The sequence below is a fragment of the Streptococcus pseudopneumoniae genome, assembly GCF_001076775.1.
Taxonomy (GTDB): Bacteria; Bacillota; Bacilli; order Lactobacillales; family Streptococcaceae; genus Streptococcus; species Streptococcus pseudopneumoniae_G.
This window is the reverse complement of record NZ_JVGV01000011.1, coordinates 118249-137916: the sequence shown is the minus strand read 5'-3', so window position 1 is coordinate 137916 and position 19668 is coordinate 118249. Positions and strand designations below refer to the sequence as shown.

At 37.2% G+C, this 19668-nt stretch carries 20 protein-coding genes and 1 pseudogene; 16 read left to right on the top strand and 5 right to left on the bottom strand.

What is annotated here, in order from left to right; translation table 11 throughout:
* Window positions 1-147: 147 nt before the first annotated feature.
* Window positions 148-1173, top strand: coding sequence for a tryptophan--tRNA ligase (gene trpS / locus ADJ60_RS02780; protein WP_049543296.1), 1026 nt, complete (start codon window positions 148-150; stop codon window positions 1171-1173).
* 151 nt (window positions 1174-1324) lie between these two features.
* Window positions 1325-2803, top strand: a complete 1479-nt coding sequence (gene guaB / locus ADJ60_RS02775; RefSeq protein WP_049543294.1) for an IMP dehydrogenase — start codon at window positions 1325-1327, stop codon at window positions 2801-2803.
* Window positions 2804-2852: 49 nt separating this feature from the next.
* On the opposite strand, the gene recF is transcribed toward guaB, so the two are convergent.
* Both recF and yaaA read right to left on the bottom strand, forming a co-directional pair.
* Window positions 2853-3950, bottom strand: a complete 1098-nt coding sequence (gene recF, locus ADJ60_RS02770) for a DNA replication/repair protein RecF (protein WP_049499094.1) — start codon at window positions 3948-3950, stop codon at window positions 2853-2855.
* 2 nt (window positions 3951-3952) lie between these two features.
* Window positions 3953-4321 (bottom strand): S4 domain-containing protein YaaA, encoded by a 369-nt coding sequence (gene yaaA / locus ADJ60_RS02765; RefSeq protein ID WP_049499096.1) that lies wholly within the window; start codon window positions 4319-4321, stop codon window positions 3953-3955.
* Between the two features lie 158 nt (window positions 4322-4479).
* On the opposite strand from yaaA, the gene yfmF reads away from it, so the two are divergent.
* The 12 genes from yfmF to tsf all read left to right on the top strand — a co-directional run bounded on the left by yfmF (window position 4480) and on the right by tsf (window position 15646).
* The gene (gene yfmF / locus ADJ60_RS02760; RefSeq protein WP_049543292.1) at window positions 4480-5712 is read left to right on the top strand and encodes an EF-P 5-aminopentanol modification-associated protein YfmF; all 1233 of its coding nucleotides are present in this window, start codon (window positions 4480-4482) and stop codon (window positions 5710-5712) included.
* Window positions 5709-6992: an EF-P 5-aminopentanol modification-associated protein YfmH gene (yfmH, locus tag ADJ60_RS02755; RefSeq protein WP_049543289.1), complete on the top strand. Its 1284-nt coding sequence runs from the start codon at window positions 5709-5711 to the stop codon at window positions 6990-6992. The genes yfmF and yfmH overlap by 4 nt, the downstream gene beginning before the upstream one ends.
* A 59-nt stretch (window positions 6993-7051) precedes the next feature.
* Window positions 7052-7882: a cytoskeleton protein RodZ gene (gene rodZ, locus ADJ60_RS02750; RefSeq protein WP_049543287.1), complete on the top strand. Its 831-nt coding sequence runs from the start codon at window positions 7052-7054 to the stop codon at window positions 7880-7882.
* A 10-nt stretch (window positions 7883-7892) separates the two neighbouring features.
* The gene (pgsA, locus tag ADJ60_RS02745) at window positions 7893-8438 is read left to right on the top strand and encodes a CDP-diacylglycerol--glycerol-3-phosphate 3-phosphatidyltransferase (protein ID WP_000712138.1); all 546 of its coding nucleotides are present in this window, start codon (window positions 7893-7895) and stop codon (window positions 8436-8438) included.
* The gene (locus tag ADJ60_RS02740; RefSeq protein WP_049543283.1) at window positions 8435-9262 is read left to right on the top strand and encodes an energy-coupling factor ABC transporter ATP-binding protein; all 828 of its coding nucleotides are present in this window, start codon (window positions 8435-8437) and stop codon (window positions 9260-9262) included. Before pgsA ends, ADJ60_RS02740 begins: the two co-directional genes overlap by 4 nt.
* A complete protein-coding gene (locus ADJ60_RS02735) occupies window positions 9247-10086 on the top strand; it encodes an energy-coupling factor transporter ATPase (RefSeq protein ID WP_049543281.1) in 840 nt (279 codons plus the stop codon). Before ADJ60_RS02740 ends, ADJ60_RS02735 begins: the two co-directional genes overlap by 16 nt.
* The gene (locus ADJ60_RS02730; RefSeq protein WP_049543279.1) at window positions 10079-10873 is read left to right on the top strand and encodes an energy-coupling factor transporter transmembrane component T family protein; all 795 of its coding nucleotides are present in this window, start codon (window positions 10079-10081) and stop codon (window positions 10871-10873) included. Before ADJ60_RS02735 ends, ADJ60_RS02730 begins: the two co-directional genes overlap by 8 nt.
* Before the next feature lie 58 nt (window positions 10874-10931).
* Window positions 10932-11750 carry a rod shape-determining protein MreC gene (gene mreC, locus ADJ60_RS02725; protein WP_049543276.1) on the top strand — a complete coding sequence of 273 codons (819 nt, stop codon included), beginning with the start codon at window positions 10932-10934 and terminating at the stop codon, window positions 11748-11750.
* Window positions 11750-12244: a rod shape-determining protein MreD gene (mreD, locus tag ADJ60_RS02720; protein WP_049543274.1), complete on the top strand. Its 495-nt coding sequence runs from the start codon at window positions 11750-11752 to the stop codon at window positions 12242-12244. The genes mreC and mreD overlap by 1 nt, the downstream gene beginning before the upstream one ends.
* A gap of 93 nt (window positions 12245-12337) precedes the next feature.
* Complete coding sequence (gene pcsB, locus ADJ60_RS02715; protein ID WP_049543271.1) at window positions 12338-13522, top strand: peptidoglycan hydrolase PcsB; 1185 nt, start codon at window positions 12338-12340, stop codon at window positions 13520-13522.
* 224 nt (window positions 13523-13746) lie between these two features.
* On the top strand, window positions 13747-14526 hold the full coding sequence (rpsB, locus tag ADJ60_RS02710; RefSeq protein ID WP_049543268.1) for a 30S ribosomal protein S2: 780 nt from the start codon (window positions 13747-13749) through the stop codon (window positions 14524-14526).
* 79 nt (window positions 14527-14605) lie between these two features.
* Entirely contained in the window at window positions 14606-15646 is a 1041-nt protein-coding gene (gene tsf, locus ADJ60_RS02705) for a translation elongation factor Ts (RefSeq protein ID WP_000808070.1), read from the top strand.
* A gap of 100 nt (window positions 15647-15746) precedes the next feature.
* Here tsf and cysK read toward each other — a convergent pair whose 3' ends face one another.
* The 3 genes and pseudogenes from cysK to ADJ60_RS02695 form a co-directional block, all read right to left on the bottom strand.
* Window positions 15747-16673 carry a cysteine synthase A gene (cysK, locus tag ADJ60_RS02700; protein ID WP_049543266.1) on the bottom strand — a complete coding sequence of 309 codons (927 nt, stop codon included), beginning with the start codon at window positions 16671-16673 and terminating at the stop codon, window positions 15747-15749.
* Between the two features lie 120 nt (window positions 16674-16793).
* Window positions 16794-16865: pseudogene (locus tag ADJ60_RS11715) on the bottom strand (PH domain-containing protein); the annotation flags it as partial.
* A 93-nt stretch (window positions 16866-16958) separates the two neighbouring features.
* Window positions 16959-17594 carry a YigZ family protein gene (locus ADJ60_RS02695; protein ID WP_049543263.1) on the bottom strand — a complete coding sequence of 212 codons (636 nt, stop codon included), beginning with the start codon at window positions 17592-17594 and terminating at the stop codon, window positions 16959-16961.
* Between the two features lie 56 nt (window positions 17595-17650).
* On the opposite strand from ADJ60_RS02695, the gene ADJ60_RS02690 reads away from it, so the two are divergent.
* Together ADJ60_RS02690 and ADJ60_RS02685 are read left to right on the top strand one after the other, a co-directional pair.
* Window positions 17651-18949 (top strand): DEAD/DEAH box helicase, encoded by a 1299-nt coding sequence (locus ADJ60_RS02690; RefSeq protein WP_049543262.1) that lies wholly within the window; start codon window positions 17651-17653, stop codon window positions 18947-18949.
* Window positions 18946-19608: a ComF family protein gene (locus ADJ60_RS02685; RefSeq protein ID WP_049543260.1), complete on the top strand. Its 663-nt coding sequence runs from the start codon at window positions 18946-18948 to the stop codon at window positions 19606-19608. The genes ADJ60_RS02690 and ADJ60_RS02685 overlap by 4 nt, the downstream gene beginning before the upstream one ends.
* Window positions 19609-19668 lie beyond the last annotated feature (60 nt).

Sequence of the window (19668 nt, the reverse complement as noted above, 5' to 3'; positions counted from 1 at the left end):
ATTTTTATCTGTCAATTTTGTGTAAATTACATTTACAGCATACTTTACAAGAATCCGTAAATAGCAAGGCTGATTTATTTTGATAAATTACGGTTATTTCATTAAAAAAATGCTATAATTGAAGGGACTATATCGAAGGAGAACAAAATGACTAAACCCATTATTTTAACAGGAGACCGTCCAACAGGAAAATTGCATATTGGACATTATGTTGGAAGTCTCAAAAATCGAGTATTATTACAGGAAGAGGATAAGTATGATATGTTTGTGTTCTTAGCTGACCAACAAGCTTTGACAGATCATGCTAAAGACCCTCAAACAATTGTAGAGTCTATCGGAAATGTGGCTTTGGATTACCTTGCAGTTGGATTGGATCCAAGTAAATCAACTATCTTTATTCAAAGCCAAATTCCAGAATTAGCTGAGTTGTCTATGTATTATATGAATTTGGTGTCATTAGCACGTTTGGAGCGTAATCCAACTGTCAAGACAGAAATTGCTCAGAAAGGCTTTGGAGAGAGTATTCCGACAGGATTCTTGGTCTATCCAATAGCTCAAGCAGCTGACATCACAGCTTTTAAGGCTAATTATGTTCCTGTTGGGACAGATCAGAAACCAATGATTGAGCAAACTCGTGAAATTGTTCGTTCTTTTAACAATGCATATAACTGTGATGTATTGGTAGAACCGGAAGGTATTTATCCAGAAAATGAGAGAGCGGGTCGTTTACCTGGTTTAGATGGAAATGCTAAAATGTCTAAATCACTCAATAATGGTATTTATTTAGCTGATGATGCGGATACTTTGCGTAAAAAAGTAATGAGTATGTATACAGATCCAGATCATATCCGCGTTGAGGATCCAGGTAAAATTGAAGGCAATATGGTTTTCCATTATCTAGATGTTTTTGGTCGCCCAGAAGATGCTCAAGAAATTGCCGAAATGAAAGAACATTATCAACGAGGTGGTCTTGGTGATGTGAAGACCAAGCGTTATCTACTTGAAATATTAGAACGTGAACTTGGTCCTATTCGTGAGCGCCGTATCGAATTTGCTAAGGATATGGGAGAAGTTTATAATATGCTTCAAAAAGGTAGTGAAAGAGCGCGTGAAGTTGCAGGTCAAACCCTATCTGAGGTTAAAGGGGCAATGGGACTTCAGTACTTTAACTAAATTTATTTTACAAGAAACTATCATTTCTATCTCAAAGAAAAGATAGTTTTTTATTTACCCCTGTAACATTTGACAAATTTTTATAGAATGGTATGATAGATACAATATAAAAAGAGTCAAGCTCAAAAAGAAAGAAAAGAGGAAACTTCGAATGTCTAATTGGGACACTAAATTTTTGAAAAAAGGTTTTACCTTTGATGATGTATTGCTTATTCCAGCTGAAAGTCATGTGTTGCCTAACGATGCAGATTTAACAACTAAATTGGCAGATAATTTGACTTTAAATATCCCAATTATTACCGCTGCCATGGACACAGTTACAGAGAGTCAAATGGCTATTGCTATTGCTCGTGCAGGCGGTCTCGGAGTTATCCATAAAAACATGTCAATTGCTCAACAAGCAGACGAGGTTCGCAAGGTAAAACGTTCTGAAAATGGAGTTATTATTGATCCGTTCTTCTTGACGCCTGAACATACAATTGCTGAAGCTGATGAGCTTATGGGACGTTACCGCATCAGTGGTGTTCCAGTTGTTGAAACACTTGAAAATCGTAAATTAGTTGGTATTTTGACAAACCGAGATCTTCGTTTTATTTCAGACTATAACCAACCAATCTCAAATCATATGACTAGTGAAAATCTTGTTATTGCTCCTGTGGGTACAGATCTTGCAACAGCTGAGAGCATTCTTCAAGAGCACCGTATTGAAAAACTTCCTTTGGTAGATGAAGAAGGTCGCCTTTCTGGTTTGATTACTATCAAAGATATTGAAAAAGTTATTGAGTTTCCAAATGCGGCGAAAGATGAGTTTGGTCGTCTTCTAGTTGCAGGTGCAGTAGGTGTTACTTCAGATACATTTGAACGTGCAGAGGCTCTTTTTGAGGCAGGAGCTGACGCAATTGTTATTGATACTGCGCATGGTCATTCTGCAGGTGTCTTGCGTAAAATTGCTGAGATTCGTGCTCACTTCCCAGATCGTACTTTGATTGCTGGAAATATTGCAACAGCTGAGGGTGCACGCGCACTTTATGAAGCGGGTGTAGACGTTGTTAAGGTTGGTATTGGACCAGGTTCTATCTGTACTACTCGTGTGATTGCTGGTGTTGGTGTTCCGCAAGTAACAGCTATCTACGATGCTGCAGCTGTTGCGCGTGAATATGGTAAAACGATCATTGCTGACGGTGGAATCAAGTATTCTGGAGATATTGTAAAAGCCCTTGCCGCAGGTGGAAATGCAGTTATGCTTGGATCAATGTTTGCTGGAACTGATGAAGCTCCAGGCGAAACTGAAATCTTCCAAGGACGTAAGTTTAAGACTTACCGTGGTATGGGATCAATTGCTGCTATGAAGAAAGGTTCAAGCGATCGTTACTTCCAAGGTTCTGTCAATGAAGCAAACAAACTTGTTCCAGAAGGAATTGAAGGTCGTGTTGCTTATAAAGGTGCGGCAGCTGATATTGTCTTCCAAATGATTGGAGGTATTCGCTCTGGTATGGGTTACTGTGGTGCAGCTAACCTTAAAGAACTACACGATAATGCTCAATTTATTGAAATGTCTGGTGCTGGTTTGAAAGAGAGCCATCCTCATGATGTACAAATTACGAATGAGGCACCAAATTATTCTATGTAAAAACACTGAAAAGAACTCCCGTGAAAACAGGAGTTCTTTTACAACATTGTCAACCTACCTTTACAGTAACTTTACCATCCCGAATAGTGAAGATGCTTAGATTTTCTGGCAGATTTTGAAGATGATCTAAGCTGGTTGTTGTGATAAAGGTTTGGATTGAATGAGAAATTGTTTCTAATAATTTTAGTTGTCGAGTGTTGTCAAGTTCGCTCATAACATCGTCAAGCAGTAATATTGGAGATTCTGTAGTAATACTTTCCATTAATTCGATTTCTGCTAATTTTATAGATAGGACGAGACTACGATGTTGACCTTGACTTCCAAAACTAGCATCCATCCCATTTATATAAAAAGAAATATCATCTCGATGAGGACCAACACCAGTATTCTTTTTAAATAAATCTCTGGACCTACTTTTTTCTAAAGCAATTTTGAAAGATTCAGATAAATCTTCTTTGTCAGCTATCTTGACAGAAGATTGATAGGATATTGACAGTTCTTCAATCTGATTAGAGATTTCAAAATGTTTCTTACGCCCAAAATGCTCTAGTTTTTTTATGAAATCTAAGCGGTGCTTCATTACACGACATCCATAATCGACTAGCTGATCATCTAGTACTGAAAGGAAGGTTTCATCTATTGTTTGAGCTGATTTTAAATAGGTATTTCTTTGCTTAAGGATATGGTTATAATTGGTTAAGTCAGATAAATAGATTGGCTTAATTTGCCCAAGCTCCATATCAATGAATTTTCGTCGAACTGAAGGTGCTCCTTTAATTAGTTGTAAATCTTCAGGAGCAAATAAGACAACATTCATGTGTCCTACGTAATCTGAAAGTCGTGCCTGTTTTAAGTGATTCACTTTTGTCACACGTCCTTTTTGTGTTAGTTCGATTTCTAGAGGAATGGATCCAGTTTTTTTCTGAACGAGACCTGAAAGATGAAGTTGTTCTTCATCAAAATGAATTAGATTTTTATCTGTTCGAGTTCGATGACTGCGTGTTAAGGCTAAAAAATAGATAGCCTCTAACATATTTGTTTTACCTTGTGCATTGCGTCCTAAAAAGACATTTAATTTAGGATTAAAGTCTATTTTCGTCTCTTTGTAGTTACGAAAAGTTTTGAGAGATAGGTGTTGTAGCCACATGATTATCTACCAGGGAATCGTGGAGCTTGTTTGCTTTTTGGTGATGAAGTAGGTTTAGAGTCGTCTTTTTTTACTCCCTTATTCATCTCCTTGATAAGTTTAGCGATTCGTTCTTTTTCAACTTTATCATCTTGGTATTTATCCTGTTCTTCAGAAGTAGGTTGTGTCAACAAGATATCAATATTCAGGTCAGGGATGTCAATTTTATCACCAATACGAAGTTTTTTACCACGACGATTTTCTAATTCCCCATTAAAGTAAACAGAATGTTCAGAGAGAAATGATTTAATAGCTCCTCCGCTATGTGTAATTCCAAGTTCTTTGAGTAGTGCTTGGAGGGTAATAAATTCTTCAAATAATTTGTATTCCATAATTCACCTCAATCTTTGGTATTATACCATATTTTCCTAAAAATAGTGAGAGAAATAGGGAGAAATGTAAGCGATTTTTATTTCAAAACTGTTACAGAGAACAAGAAAATTTCAGTTTTTCGTGATATAATAGAAGTCTGTATATAAGGAGGTAAATCATGGAGTTAGTGCATGGAATTTCAACACATTTTATCCAATCAAAAAAGTTTAAAACGAACAAAATCGCCGTGCGTTTTACCACTCCATTATCCCTCGATACGATTGCGAGTATGCTAGAGACTGCTAATCAGATGTATCCCACTTCTCAAGATTTGAGAATACATTTAGCCAGTCTATACGGTACAGATATGTCAACCAATTGTTTTAGAAGAGGGCAAAGTCATATTGTAGAATTGACATTTACCTATGTTCGTGATGAGTTTTTAAGTAGAAAAAATGTGCTAACTTCTCAGGTTTTGGAACTAGTAAAAGAAACTCTTTTTTCACCCGTTGTAGTTGATAATGGGTTTGATTCGGCCTTATTTGAAATTGAGAAAAAGCAATTGCTAGCAAGTTTAGCAGCTGATATGGATGATTCTTTTTATTTTTCACATAAAGAATTAGATAAATTATTTTTTCGTGATGAATGTCTCCAATTGGAGTATAGTGATTTACGAAATCGTATTTTAGCTGAAACTCCACAAAGTTCTTATTCTTGTTTCCAAGAATTTTTGGACAAAGATCGAATAGATTTCTTTTTCCTGGGTGATTTTAATGAGGTTGAAATTCAAAATGTATTAGAATCATTTGGTTTTAAAGGTCGAGAAGGTGATGTAAAGATTCAGTATTGTCAACCTTATTCCAATATCCTTCAGGAAGGAATGGTTAGGAAAAATGTGGGACAGTCTATTTTAGAGTTGGGCTATCATTGCTCTGCTGAATATGGTGATGAGCAACATTTACCCATGATTGTAATAAATGGTTTACTTGGCGAATTTGCTCATTCTAAGCTCTTTACAAATGTCCGTGAAAATGCTGGATTAGCTTATACCATTTCAAGTCAGCTTGATTTATTTAGTGGATTTTTAAGGATGTATGCTGGTATCGATCGAGAAAATCGGAATCAGGCTCGAAAAATGATGAATAATCAATTGCTTGATTTAAAAAAAGGTCATTTTACAGATCTTGAGTTAGAGCAGACCAAGGAAATGATTCATCGGTCTTTGTTACTTTCTCAAGATAATCAAAGTTCATTGATTGAACGTGCTTATCAAAATGCCTTACTTGGAAAATCTTCAGCAGACTTTAAAAGTTGGATTGAAAAGCTTGAACAAATTGACAAAGATGATATTTGTAGAGCAGCTAATAATGTGAAACTACAAGCGATTTACTTTATGGAAGGAATAGAATGACAAAGGTTATTTTTGAAGAAAAATACTATCCAGCTGTAAAAGAAATGGTTTATCGAACTCGTTTGGCCAACGGATTGACAGTTGCTCTTTTGCCTAAAAAGGAATTTAAAGAGGTTTACGGGAGTGTAACTGTCCAGTTTGGTTCGCTAGATACGCTTGTCACAGAAGTTGACGGAGATGTAAAAGAATATCCTGCGGGAATTGCTCATTTTCTTGAACATAAATTATTTGAGAGAGAAGATGCTAGCGATTTGATGTCAGCTTTTACGAGTCTAGGTGCGGATAGCAATGCCTTTACAAGTTTTACAAAAACAAACTATCTTTTTTCAGCAACGGATCATTTTTTAGAAAATTTAGACTTACTTGATGAATTGGTAACATCAGTACATTTTACTGAAGATTCCATTTTAAGAGAGCAGGATATTATCCAGCAAGAACGAGAAATGTATCAAGATGATCCAAATTCGTGTTTATTCTTTTCGACTTTAGCGAATTTGTATCCTGGTACACCTTTAGCTACTGATATAGTTGGAAGTGAGGAATCCATTGCCCAAATAAATCTAACTAATTTGCAAGAAAACTTTACAAGGTTTTACAAACCTGTAAATATGTCTCTGTTTTTAGTTGGTAATTTTGATGTGGAGCAAGTACAGGACTATTTTGAAAGAAAAGAACTGAAAGATTCAGATGTTCATGAAGTGGCAAGAGAAAAGTTGCTTTTACAAGATGTAAAGAAAACTGACAGTATGAGAATGGAAATATCTTCTCCCAAACTAGCGATTGGAGTTAGAGGTAAACGAGAAGTTGCTGAAGCGGATTGCTATCGATATCATATTTTATTAAAATTATTGTTTGCAATGATGTTTGGTTGGACTTCGGATCGTTTTCAAAAACTATATGAATTAGGTAAAATAGATGCTTCCCTATCTCTTGAAGTTGAAGTTACAAGTCGCTTTCATTTTGTTATGTTGACAATGGATACAAAAGAGCCAGTTGCTTTATCTCATCAGTTTAGGAAGGCTATTCGTAATTTTACAAAGGATTTGGATATTACAGAGGATCATTTAGATATTATAAAAAGAGAGATGTTTGGAGAATTTTTCAGTAGCATGAACTCTCTTGAATTTATTGCAACGCAATATGATGCTTTTGGACAGGGTGAGACAATCTTTGATTTTCCGAAAATTTTACAGGAAATTACTTTAGAGGATATCCTTGATGCTGGACATCATTTAATAGATGATGGTGATATAGTTGATTTTACAATATTCCCATCGTAGTAACTAATCATAATAGACACTAGAAACATAATAGAAACTAGAAAGAAGGAATGACAAGTATGAGGAAAAAAACAATTGGTGAGGTTTTACGTTTAGCTAGAACTAACCAAGGGTTGACTTTAGAAGAATTACATAAAAAAACAGAAATTCAGTTGGAGATGTTGGAGGCAATGGAAGCTGATGATTTTGATCAACTTCCTAGTCCATTTTATACTCGTTCTTTTTTGCGAAAGTATGCGTGGGCAGTTGAGCTAGATGAGAGAATTATCTTGGATGCTTATGATTCTGGGAGCATGATTACTTATGAGGAAGTAGATGTTGATGAAGAGGAGTTGACAGGTAGGAGACGTTCAAGTAAAAAAAATAAGACATCATTTTTACCTTTATTTTATTTTATACTCTTTGCACTATCGATTGTCATTTTTGTGACTTATTATGTTTGGAATTATATCCAGACTCAACCGGAGCGTTCATCTGCGTCTAGTTATAGTGTAGTCCAAGCAACAAGCTCGAATAGTTCTGCAACTCCATCTTCAACTAGTAGTAGTTCATCAAGTAGTTCTTCTAATATTGAACCAGCTATAACGGTATCAGGTGAAGGAAATCGAGTAGAAGTTGCTTATAAAACGAGTAAAGACACTGCAAAATTGCAATTATCAGTGTCAGATGCTAGAAGTTGGGTTAGTGTTTCAGAAAGTGATCTTGAGGGTGGTGTGACCTTATCACAGGATAATAAAAGTGCGGAAACAACAGTTTCAACAAAAAATCCTGTGACCATTACCTTAGGTGTTGTCAAAGGTGTTGCCTTAACAGTAGATAATCAGACTGTTGATTTATCGAAATTAACAGCTCAAACTGGACAAATCACTGTAACCTTTACTAGAAATTAAGGAAAAACGAATGAAAAAAGAACAAATTCCCAATCTCTTAACAATAGGTCGAATTCTCTTTATACCTATTTTTATCTTTATTTTAACAGTAGGAAATTCGATAGAGAGTCATATAGTAGCAGCTATTATATTCGCTATTGCCAGTATTACAGACTATTTAGATGGATATTTAGCTCGTAAATGGAATGTGGTTAGTAATTTTGGTAAATTTGCAGATCCTATGGCGGATAAGCTACTAGTTATGTCGGCTTTTATTATGCTGATTGAGTTAGGAATGGCTCCAGCTTGGATTGTTGCAGTGATTATCTGTCGTGAGTTGGCTGTGACAGGTTTAAGACTTTTATTAGTTGAAACTGGTGGAACAGTTTTAGCAGCAGCAATGCCTGGAAAAATTAAAACTTTTAGTCAGATGTTTGCCATTATTTTCTTGCTATTACATTGGACTTTGCTTGGTCAAGTTCTACTTTATGTAGCCTTGTTTTTCACTATCTACTCTGGCTATGATTATTTCAAGGGTAGTGCCTATGTATTTAAAGGGACATTTGGTTCGAAATGAAATCAGTAATTGATGTAAAAAATCTTTCTTTTCGCTATAAGGAAAGTCAGGAATATTACGATGTGAAGGATATTATGTTTCACGTGAAACGTGGAGAATGGCTTTCGATTGTAGGGCATAATGGTAGTGGTAAATCAACGACGGTTCGCTTAATTGATGGCTTACTGGAAGCAGAATCCGGAGAGATTGTAATTGATGGCCAACGGCTGACTGAGGAAAATGTTTGGAATATACGTCGTCAAATCGGTATGGTTTTTCAAAATCCAGACAATCAATTTGTTGGAGCGACTGTTGAAGATGATGTTGCCTTTGGTTTGGAAAATCAGGGACTTTCTCGTCAAGAAATGAAAAAGAGAGTGGAAGAAGCTCTGGCTTTAGTTGGCATGTTGGAATTTAAAAAGAGAGAGCCAGCGCGTTTATCGGGTGGCCAAAAGCAACGTGTTGCCATTGCAGGTGTTGTAGCCCTAAGACCAGCTATTCTAATCTTAGATGAAGCAACGAGTATGTTGGATCCTGAGGGGCGTAGAGAACTGATTGATACAGTAAAAGGAATTCGAAAAGACTATGATATGACGGTCATTTCCATTACACATGATTTGGAAGAAGTTGCTATGAGTGATCGCGTATTGGTCATGAAAAAAGGGGAAATTGAATCAACTAGTAGCCCTAGAGAACTTTTCTCTCGAAATGATTTAGATCAAATTGGATTAGACGATCCTTTTGCCAATCAATTAAAAAATTCTTTGAGCCAGAATGGCTATGATTTGCCTGAAAATTATTTGACAGAAAGTGAGCTAGAGGATAAGCTATGGGAATTGCTCTAGAAAATGTGAGTTTTACATATCAAGAAGGGACTCCCTTAGCTTCAACAGCTTTGTCGGATGTTTCTTTGACGATTGAAGATGGTTCTTATACGGCTTTAATTGGCCACACAGGTAGCGGTAAATCAACTATTTTACAACTTTTAAATGGTTTATTGGTGCCAAGTCAAGGAAGTGTACGAGTTTTTGATACCTTAATCACCTCGACTTCTAAAAACAAAGATATTCGTCAAATTAGAAAACAGGTTGGCTTGGTATTTCAGTTTGCTGAAAATCAGATCTTTGAAGAAACAGTTTTGAAGGATGTTGCTTTTGGACCGCAAAATTTTGGAGTTTCTGAAGAAGATGCGGAGCAGATTGCGCGTGAGAAACTGGCTCTGGTTGGAATTGATGAATCACTTTTTGATCGCAGTCCGTTTGAGTTATCAGGTGGACAAATGAGACGTGTCGCCATTGCAGGCATACTTGCCATGGAACCAGCCATATTAGTCTTAGATGAGCCCACAGCAGGCCTAGATCCCCTGGGAAGAAAAGAGCTGATGAATTTGTTCAAAAAGCTCCATCAGTCAGGGATGACCATCGTCTTAGTAACACATTTGATGGATGATGTTGCTGAATATGCGAACCAGGCATATGTGATGGAAAAAGGACGTTTAGTTAAGTTTGGTAAACCGAGTGATGTCTTTCAAGATGTTGTTTTTATGGAAGAAGTTCAGTTGGGAGTACCTAAAATTACAGCTTTTTGTAAACGATTGGCTGATAGAGGCGTGTCATTTAAACGATTACCGATTAAGATAGAGGAGTTCAAGGAGTCGCTAAATGGATAGTATGATTTTGGGGCGTTATATCCCAGGGGATTCGATAGTTCACCGATTGGATCCACGCAGCAAATTACTGGCTATGATGCTACTGATTTTGATCGTTTTTTGGGCTAATAATCCCTTGACGAATCTAATTCTTTTTATAGTGACAGGGATATTTATTGCCTTGTCAGGAGTATCTCTTTCATTCTTTATTCAGGGCTTGAAATCTATGTTTTTCTTGATTGCCTTCACAACTATTTTTCAATTGTTTTTCATTTCTAATGGGAATGTTTTGTTTGAGTTTTCGTTTGTGAGAATTACGGATTATGCTTTGCAACAAGCTGGGATTATTTTTTGTCGCTTCGTATTGATTATTTTCTTTTCAACTTTGTTAACCTTAACTACCATGCCCTTAAGTTTGGCATCAGCTGTCGAAGCTTTATTAGCACCTTTAAAGCGTGTGAAAGTTCCAGTTCATGAAATTGGATTGATGCTATCTATGAGTTTGCGTTTTGTTCCGACCTTAATGGATGATACGACGCGGATTATGAACGCACAGAAAGCGCGTGGAGTGGATTTTGGTGAAGGAAGCATTGTTCAAAAGGTGAAGGCTATGATTCCCATTTTGATTCCTCTTTTTGCGACAAGTTTAAAACGTGCAGATTCCTTGGCTATCGCTATGGAAGCGCGTGGTTATCAGGGGGGAAAATGCAGAAGTCAATACCGACAACTGAAATGGACTAGAAAGGATACGCTGACCATTCTTGTTATTATCGTACTTGGTTGTTGCTTATTTTTCTTAAAATCTTAGTAGCTTTCAGGAATTGATAAAAAATTACTGTAACAGTTTTTGATATGAAGGTAGGGATATGAACCGTTTTAAAAAATCAAAATATGTCATTATTGTTTTTGTCACTGTTTTGCTTGTGTCAGCTCTCTTAGCGACGACTTATTCAAGTACAATTGTGACAAAATTAGGAGATGGAATCTCATTGGTTGATAGAGTTGTTCAAAAACCTTTTCAGTGGTTTGATTCTGTCAAATCAGATTTGGCTCATTTGACACGAACTTATAATGAAAATGAAAGTTTGAAGAAACAGATTTACCAATTAGAAGTTAAATCAAATAAGGCGGAAAGTTTAAAGACAGAAAATGAACACCTGCGCCAATTGCTTGATATGAAGTCCAAATTACAAGCTACAAAGACTTTAGCAGCAGATGTTATTATGCGTTCTCCAGTATCTTGGAAGCAGGAATTGACCCTGGATGCAGGTAAATCAAAAGGGGTTTCTGAAAATATGTTAGCCATTGCAAATGGTGGTTTGATTGGGAGTGTTTCAAAAGTGGAGGACAACTCTACTATGGTCAACCTTCTGACAAATACGGAAAATGCTGATAAGATTTCTGTTAAAATTCAACATGGTTCTACAACAATTTATGGAATTATTGTTGGCTATGACAAGGAAAATGAAGTTCTAAAAATTAGCCAATTAAATAGTAATAGCGATATTAGTGCGGGAGATAAGGTGGCCACTGGTGGATTAGGAAACTTTAACGTTGCTGATATTCCTGTTGGTGAAGTGGTTGCTACAACGCATAGTACAGACTATTTGACAAGAGAAGTAACAGTTAAATTAAGTGCAGATACTCATAATGTGAGTGTGATAGAATTAGTGGGGAATTCATAATGAGACAGTTGAAGCGGGTTGGAGTATTTTTATTGCTTCCTTTCTTTGTTCTAATTGATGCCCATATTAGTCAGCTTCTGGGCTCATTTTTTCCCCACGTGCAGTTGGCTAGTCATTTTCTATTTTTGTTTCTCTTATTTGAGACGATTGAGGTATCAGAGTATCTCTATTTAGCATATTGTTTTGTAGTGGGTTTGGTTTATGACATTTACTTTTTCCACTTGATAGGGATTGCGACTTTGTTGTTCGTCTTGTTGGGAGTATTTCTCCATAAATTTAATAGTGTTATTTTATTGAATCGTTGGACGAGAATGTTGGCAATTATTGTCATGACTTTTCTATTTGAGATGGGAGCTTATATACTTGCATTAGTGGTAGGTTTAACTGTGGATGGTATGTCTTTATTTATAGTCTATAGTTTAGTACCATCAATGATTTTGAACCTTATATGGATGATTATTTTTCAGTTTATTTTTGAAAAGATTTACCTATAAGAAAGAAATAAAAATGTAACAAAGGCGTAATATTCATTAGGCCTTTTTTTGGTATACTAGTAGTGTCTTTAAAAGAAGGAGTATCTACGAAATATGAAGAAAAAAATCTTAGCGTCACTTTTACTAAGTACAGTAATGGTTTCTCAAGTAGCTGTTTTAACAACTGCGCATGCAGAAACGACTGATGACAAAATTGCTGCTCAAGATAATAAAATTAGTAACTTAACAGCACAACAACAGGAAGCCCAAAAACAAGTTGATCAAATTCAGGAGCAAGTATCTGCTATTCAAACAGAGCAATCAAACTTGCAATCTGAAAATGATAGACTACAAGCAGAATCTAAAAAGCTTGAGGGTGAAATTACAGAACTTTCTAAGAATATTGTATCTCGCAATGATTCATTGCAAAAACAAGCTCGTAGTGCTCAAACAAATGGAGCTGCAACAAATTACATCAATACAATTGTAAATTCAAAATCAATTACAGAAGCTATTTCACGTGTTGCTGCAATGAGTGAAATCGTGTCTGCAAACAACAAAATGTTGGAACAACAAAAAGCAGATAAAAAAGCTATTTCTGAAAAACAAGTAGCAAACAATGATGCAATTAATACAGTTATTGCAAATCAGCAAAAACTAGCTGATGATGCTCAAACATTAACTACAAAACAAGCTGAATTGAAAGCTGCAGAATTGAATCTTGCTGCTGAAAAGGCTACTGCAGAGGATGAAAAAGCAAGTTTACTTGAGAAAAAAGCAGCAGCGGAAGCAGAAGCTAAAGCAGCTGCAGAAGCAGAAGCAGCTTACAAAGCTAAACAAGAAAGTCAACAACAAACAGTTGTTGCTTCTGGGAATACAACTTTTACAGCAGAAGTTCAAGCAGTCTCTGAATCATCTTCAAGCTATACTCCTGCATTAGTGAAACATCGTCCAACATATAGCACAAATGCGTCAAGTTATCCAACGGGTGAGTGTACATGGGGAGCTAAGACATTGGCACCTTGGGCTGGAGATTACTGGGGTAATGGAGCACAGTGGGCTACAAGTGCAGCTGCAGCAGGATTCCGTACAGGATCTACACCTCAAGTTGGTGCGATTGCATGTTGGAATGATGGTGGATATGGACACGTAGCCGTGGTTACAGCTGTTTCATCATCAACAAGTATCCAAGTATCTGAATCAAACTATGGTGGAAACCGTACAATCGGAAATAAACGTGGATGGTTCAATCCGACTACAACTTCAGAAGGTTTTGTAACATATATCTATCCAAACTAATGAATAAAACGAAGAGGCTCAATTTGAGTCTCTTTTATGATTTATATAGTTAACTTACTTTAAAAATCTACTAAAATAGCTTGAAAATATTGAAAAAGTATGGTAAAATGAAATTTGTCGTGTGAACGATAATACTCATTCTTGATGAATTGTGAAACAGTTGCCCTTGGGTCGTTTTGCGAGTTGAAGTCAAGAAGAGGAAAAAACAAAAAGGAGAAATACTCATGGCAGTAATTTCAATGAAACAACTTCTTGAGGCTGGTGTACACTTTGGTCACCAAACTCGTCGCTGGAACCCTAAGATGGCTAAATACATCTTCACTGAACGTAACGGAATCCACGTTATCGACTTGCAACAAACTGTAAAATACGCTGACCAAGCTTACGATTTCATGCGTGATGCAGCAGCTAACGATGCAGTTGTATTGTTCGTTGGTACTAAGAAACAAGCAGCTGATGCAGTTGCTGAAGAAGCAGTACGTTCAGGTCAATACTTCATCAACCACCGTTGGTTGGGTGGAACTCTTACAAACTGGGGAACAATCCAAAAACGTATCGCTCGTTTGAAAGAAATCAAACGTATGGAAGAAGATGGAACTTTCGAAGTTCTTCCTAAGAAAGAAGTTGCACTTCTTAACAAACAACGTGCACGTCTTGAAAAATTCTTGGGTGGTATCGAAGACATGCCTCGTATCCCAGATGTTATGTACGTAGTTGACCCACATAAAGAGCAAATCGCTGTTAAAGAAGCTAAGAAATTGGGAATCCCAGTTGTAGCGATGGTTGACACAAACACTGATCCAGATGATATCGATGTAATCATCCCAGCTAACGATGATGCTATCCGCGCTGTTAAATTGATCACAGCTAAATTGGCTGACGCTATCATCGAAGGACGTCAAGGTGAAGATGCAACAGCAGTTGAAGCAGAATTTGCAGCTTCTGAAGCTCAAGCAGATTCAATTGAAGAAATCGTTGAAGTTGTAGAAGGCAACAACGCTTAATTCATATAAATAGTAATTACCTAGGAGGGCGGGGCTTAGCCCGGCTCTCCTATTTTTAAAAAAATATAGGAGAATCAAAATGGCAGAAATTACAGCTAAACTTGTAAAAGAGTTGCGTGAAAAATCTGGTGCCGGTGTTATGGACGCTAAAAAAGCGCTTGTAGAAACAGACGGTGACATCGAAAAAGCGATTGAATTGCTTCGTGAAAAGGGTATGGCTAAGGCAGCTAAGAAAGCTGACCGTGTTGCTGCAGAAGGTTTGACGGGTGTTTATGTTAACGGTAATGTTGCAGCAGTTATTGAAGTAAACGCTGAAACTGACTTCGTTGCGAAAAATGCTCAATTCGTTGAATTGGTAAATACTACAGCTAAAGTTATTGCTGAAGGAAAACCTGCTAATAATGAAGAAGCACTTGCTTTGACAATGCCTTCAGGTGAAACTCTTGAAGCTGCATACGTATCTGCAACAGCAACTATCGGAGAAAAAATCTCATTCCGTCGCTTTGCATTGATTGAAAAAACAGACGCACAACACTTTGGAGCTTACCAACATAACGGTGGACGTATCGGTGTTATTTCAGTTGTTGAAGGTGGAGACGAAGCACTTGCTAAACAATTGTCAATGCACATCGCAGCGATGAAACCAACAGTTCTTTCTTACAAAGAATTGGATGAGCAATTCGTTAAAGATGAGTTAGCACAGTTGAACCATGTTATCGACCAAGACAATGAAAGCCGTGCAATGGTTAACAAACCAGCTCTTCCACACTTGAAGTATGGATCAAAAGCTCAATTGACTGATGATGTTATTGCCCAAGCTGAAGCTGACATTAAAGCAGAGTTGGCTGCAGAAGGTAAACCAGAAAAAATCTGGGATAAGATCATCCCAGGTAAGATGGATCGCTTCATGCTTGACAACACTAAAGTTGACCAAGCATACACACTTCTTGCACAAGTCTACATCATGGATGACAGCAAGACAGTTGAAGCATACCTTGAATCAGTTAACGCTTCAGTAGTTGAGTTCGCTCGCTTTGAAGTTGGTGAAGGTATCGAAAAAGCTGCAAATGACTTTGAAGCTGAAGTTGCAGCTACAATGGCAGCAGCTTTGAATAACTAATAATAAAAAGAGGAAGCAGATTTGCTTCCTTTTTCATATAAAAAAATTTTATAAAAAAAATTAAAAAGCCCTTGTTAAAGGGCTTTGTGTATTTAGGAGACTACACTTCAAATTCATAGAGTGCTGTAGAGAGATAACGTTCACCGTTATCTGGTGCTAGAGCAAGAACTTTTTTACCTGTACCTAATTTCTTGGCAACCTCGATGGCTCCGTAGATAGCTGCAGCTGAAGAAATCCCTACAAGGAATCCTTCTTTTCCACCAATCTCACGGCCGAGTGCTAGTGCATCGTCTGATGTTACACGAACAATACCATCATAGGCATTTGTATCAAGTGTATCAGGAATAAATCCAGCTGAGATACCTTGAATTTTGTGTGGTCCAGGTTTTTCACCAGATAGAATAGCAGATTCGTCTGCCTCTACTGCAAAAACTTGAATGTTAGAATTTGCTGATTTGAGTGCATGAGAAACACCAGAAATCGTTCCACCGGTACCCACTCCAGCAACAAAGGCATCTAGTCCATCTTTACCGAAAGCAGCTAGTATTTCAGCTCCTGTTGTTCTTTCGTGTACTTCTGGATTTGCTGGGTTGTCAAATTGAAGAGGAAGGAAACCATCACGTTCAGCAGCGATTTCTTGAGCTTTAGCAATAGCGCCTTTCATTCCCTCACTACCAGGAGTTAGGACGAGTTCAGCACCATAAGCTTGGATAATCTTACGTCGTTCTACACTCATAGTTTCAGGCATAACGATGACGACTTTATACCCTTTAGCAGCACCTACCCATGAAAGTCCAATACCAGTGTTTCCACTTGTTGCTTCAACAATTGTAGAACCTGGTTTCAAAATACCGTCTTGTTCAGCTCTTTCAATCATGCTAAGAGCAATACGGTCTTTTACAGAAGAACCAGGGTTAAATGCTTCAAGTTTTACATAGACATCTGCAGCACCTTCTGGCACAATGTTGTTGAGTTTAACAATCGGAGTTTGACCGATTAGTTCAGTAATGTTGTTATAAATAGACATATGAATACCTCTTTGTATAAGATATCTCTAGTATAACGCTATCTATACCATTTGTAAAATATAGAAATCCTATCGAAGTGATAGGATTTTTTTATATCACAGGTCTAAGCCATTAATTTTTTAGCGATTGTGATAAGCTAATTCTAGTAAATAGGTGTAAAGTGGAACGATATCTGTTTTCTTTTTGAATTGCTTCATTTTCTAGTAGGTTTGGGCAAGCATCTTTTTATTTTGCTAATTAAAGTAGCGGTGAGAATGTCAGTGAAACACTGTATTATCTATTATTTACACTAAGTTTACAGGAACTTCAACTTCTCGTAAACCTTGATCAGTTAAGGTAACTTTTCCATGAAAAAATTCTACCAGTGCAGCTTTAATATTTTCTTTTTCTTCTTTATCAACATAAATCATCGTATCGACTTGATCTGTAAAGTTTGTCTCAAGTTCCATTAGATCATGTTCCTTAAGAAAGTTACTATACTCTTGGTACTGAGCGTAAGACATTTGAATAGCAATGCCAGCTTGTTCCTTTATTTCAATGATGCCAATTTCTTTGACAGCTAAGGCAACACTGCCAGCGTAAGCACGAATCAATCCTCCAGCGCCTAGTTTAATGCCACCAAAGTAGCGTGTCACGACTACACAGACATTAGTAAGATTGTGATTTTCTAGTACCCCAAGCATGGGAACTCCAGCAGTACCACTGGGCTCACCATCATCACTTGTACGTTTGATTTCACTACGTTCTCCAATAATGAAGGCAGAGCAGTTATGCGTAGCTTTGTAGTGTTCTTTTTTGATGGCAGTAATGAAGTCACGAGCCTCTTCTTCGCTATAAACACGCTTGGCATGGCAGATAAAGCGAGATTTTTTGATTTCTTCTTGGACTTGACCGTCCTCTTTAATTGTTCTAAATTCCATGATTTAATTGTACTAAAAAATCATTTAAAGCGCTAGGTTTTTACGAATAAAGAAGTATGAAAGTAAATCCAAATTATCTCGGTCGGTTGTTTACGGAGAATGAATTAACTAAAGAGGAACGTCTGTTGGCGGAGAAACTTCCAGCAATGAGAAAGGAGAAAGGGAAACTTTTCTGTCAACGTTGTGATAGTGCTATTTTAGATGAATGGTATTTGCCCATCGGTACTTACTATTGTAGGGAGTGTTTACTGATGAAGCGAGTCAGGAGTGATCATGCTTTATACTATTTTCCGCAGGAGGATTTTCCGAAGCAAGATGTTCTTAAATGGAGTGGTCAATTAACTCCTTTTCAAGAGAAGGTATCAGAGGGACTGATTCGAGCAGTAGACAAGCAGGAGCCAACCCTAGTTCATGCGGTAACAGGAGCTGGAAAGACAGAAATGATTTATCAAGTAGTAGCTAAAGTGATCAATGCGGGTGGTGCAGTATGCTTGGCTAGTCCTCGCATAGATGTTTGTTTGGAGCTGTACAAGCGCCTGCAAGATGATTTTGCTTGCGAGATATCTTTACTACACGGAGAATCAGAGCCGTATTTTCGAACACCACTAGTTGTTGCGACAACCCATCAGTTATTGAAGTTTTATCAAGCTTTTGATTTGCTGATAGTGGATGAAGTAGATGCCTTTCCTTATGTTGACAATCCCACGCTTTACCATGCTGTCAAGAATAGTGTAAAGGAGAATGGCTTGAGAATCTTTTTAACAGCGACTTCGACCGATGAGTTAGATAGGAAGGTCCGTTTAGGAGAACTAAAACGATTGAGCTTGCCAAGACGATTTCATGGAAATCCGTTGATTATTCCTAAACCTGTCTGGTTATCGGATTTTAATCACTGTTTAGAGAAAAATCGGTTGTCACCAAAGTTAAAGTCCTATATTGAGAAGCAGAGAAAGACAGCTTATCCGTTACTCATTTTTGCTTCAGAAATTAAGAAAGGGGAGCAGTTAAAACAAATTTTACAGGAGCAATTTCCAAATGAGAAAATTGGCTTTGTATCTTCTGTAACAGAAGATAGATTAGAGCAGGTACAAGCTTTTCGAGATGGAGAACTGACAATACTTATCAGTACGACAATATTGGAGCGTGGAGTTACCTTCCCTTGTGTGGATGTTTTCGTAGTAGAGGCCAATCATCGCCTTTTTACCAAGTCTAGCTTGATTCAGATTGGTGGACGAGTTGGGCGAAGCATGGATAGACCGACAGGAGATTTGCTTTTCTTCCATGATGGGTTAAATGCTTCAATCAAGAAGGCAATTATGGAAATTCAGCAGATGAATAAGGAGGCGGGGCTATGAAGTGCTTATTATGTGGGCAGACTATGAAGGCTGTTTTAACTTTTAGTAGTCTCTTACTTCTGAAAAATGATGTCTCTTGTCTTTGTTTAGATTGTGATTCTACTTTTGAGAGGATTGGAGAAGAGAACTGTTCAAACTGTATGAAAACAGGTTTGTCAACGAAGTGTCAAGATTGTCAATTTTGGTGTAAAGAAGGAGTTGAGGTCAGTCATAGAGCGATTTTTACTTACAATCAAGCTATGAAGGATTTTTTCAGTCGGTATAAGTTTGATGGAGACTTCCTTTTAAGAAAAGTTTTTGCTTCAGATTTAAGTGAGGAGTTAAAAAAGTACAAAGAGTATCAATTTGTTGTAATTCCCCTAAGTCCTGAAAGATTGCTCGAGAGGGGGTTTAACCAGGTTGAAGGTTTAGTTGAAGCAGCAGGGTTCTCTTTTCAAGACTTACTAGAGAAGAGAGAAGAGCGGGCCAGTTCTTCCAAAAATCGTTCAGAACGCTTGGGGACAGAACTTCCTTTCTTTATTAAAAGGGGAGTCACTATTCCTAAAAAAATCCTACTTATAGATGACATTTATACTACTGGAACAACTATAAATCGTGTGAAGAAGGTGTTGGAAGAAGCTGGTGCTGAGGATGTAAAAACATTTTCCCTTGTAAGATGAGGAAAAAATTTGCAAAAATAAAATGAAAGCGTTATAATGAAATCAGAAAAACAAAAATGT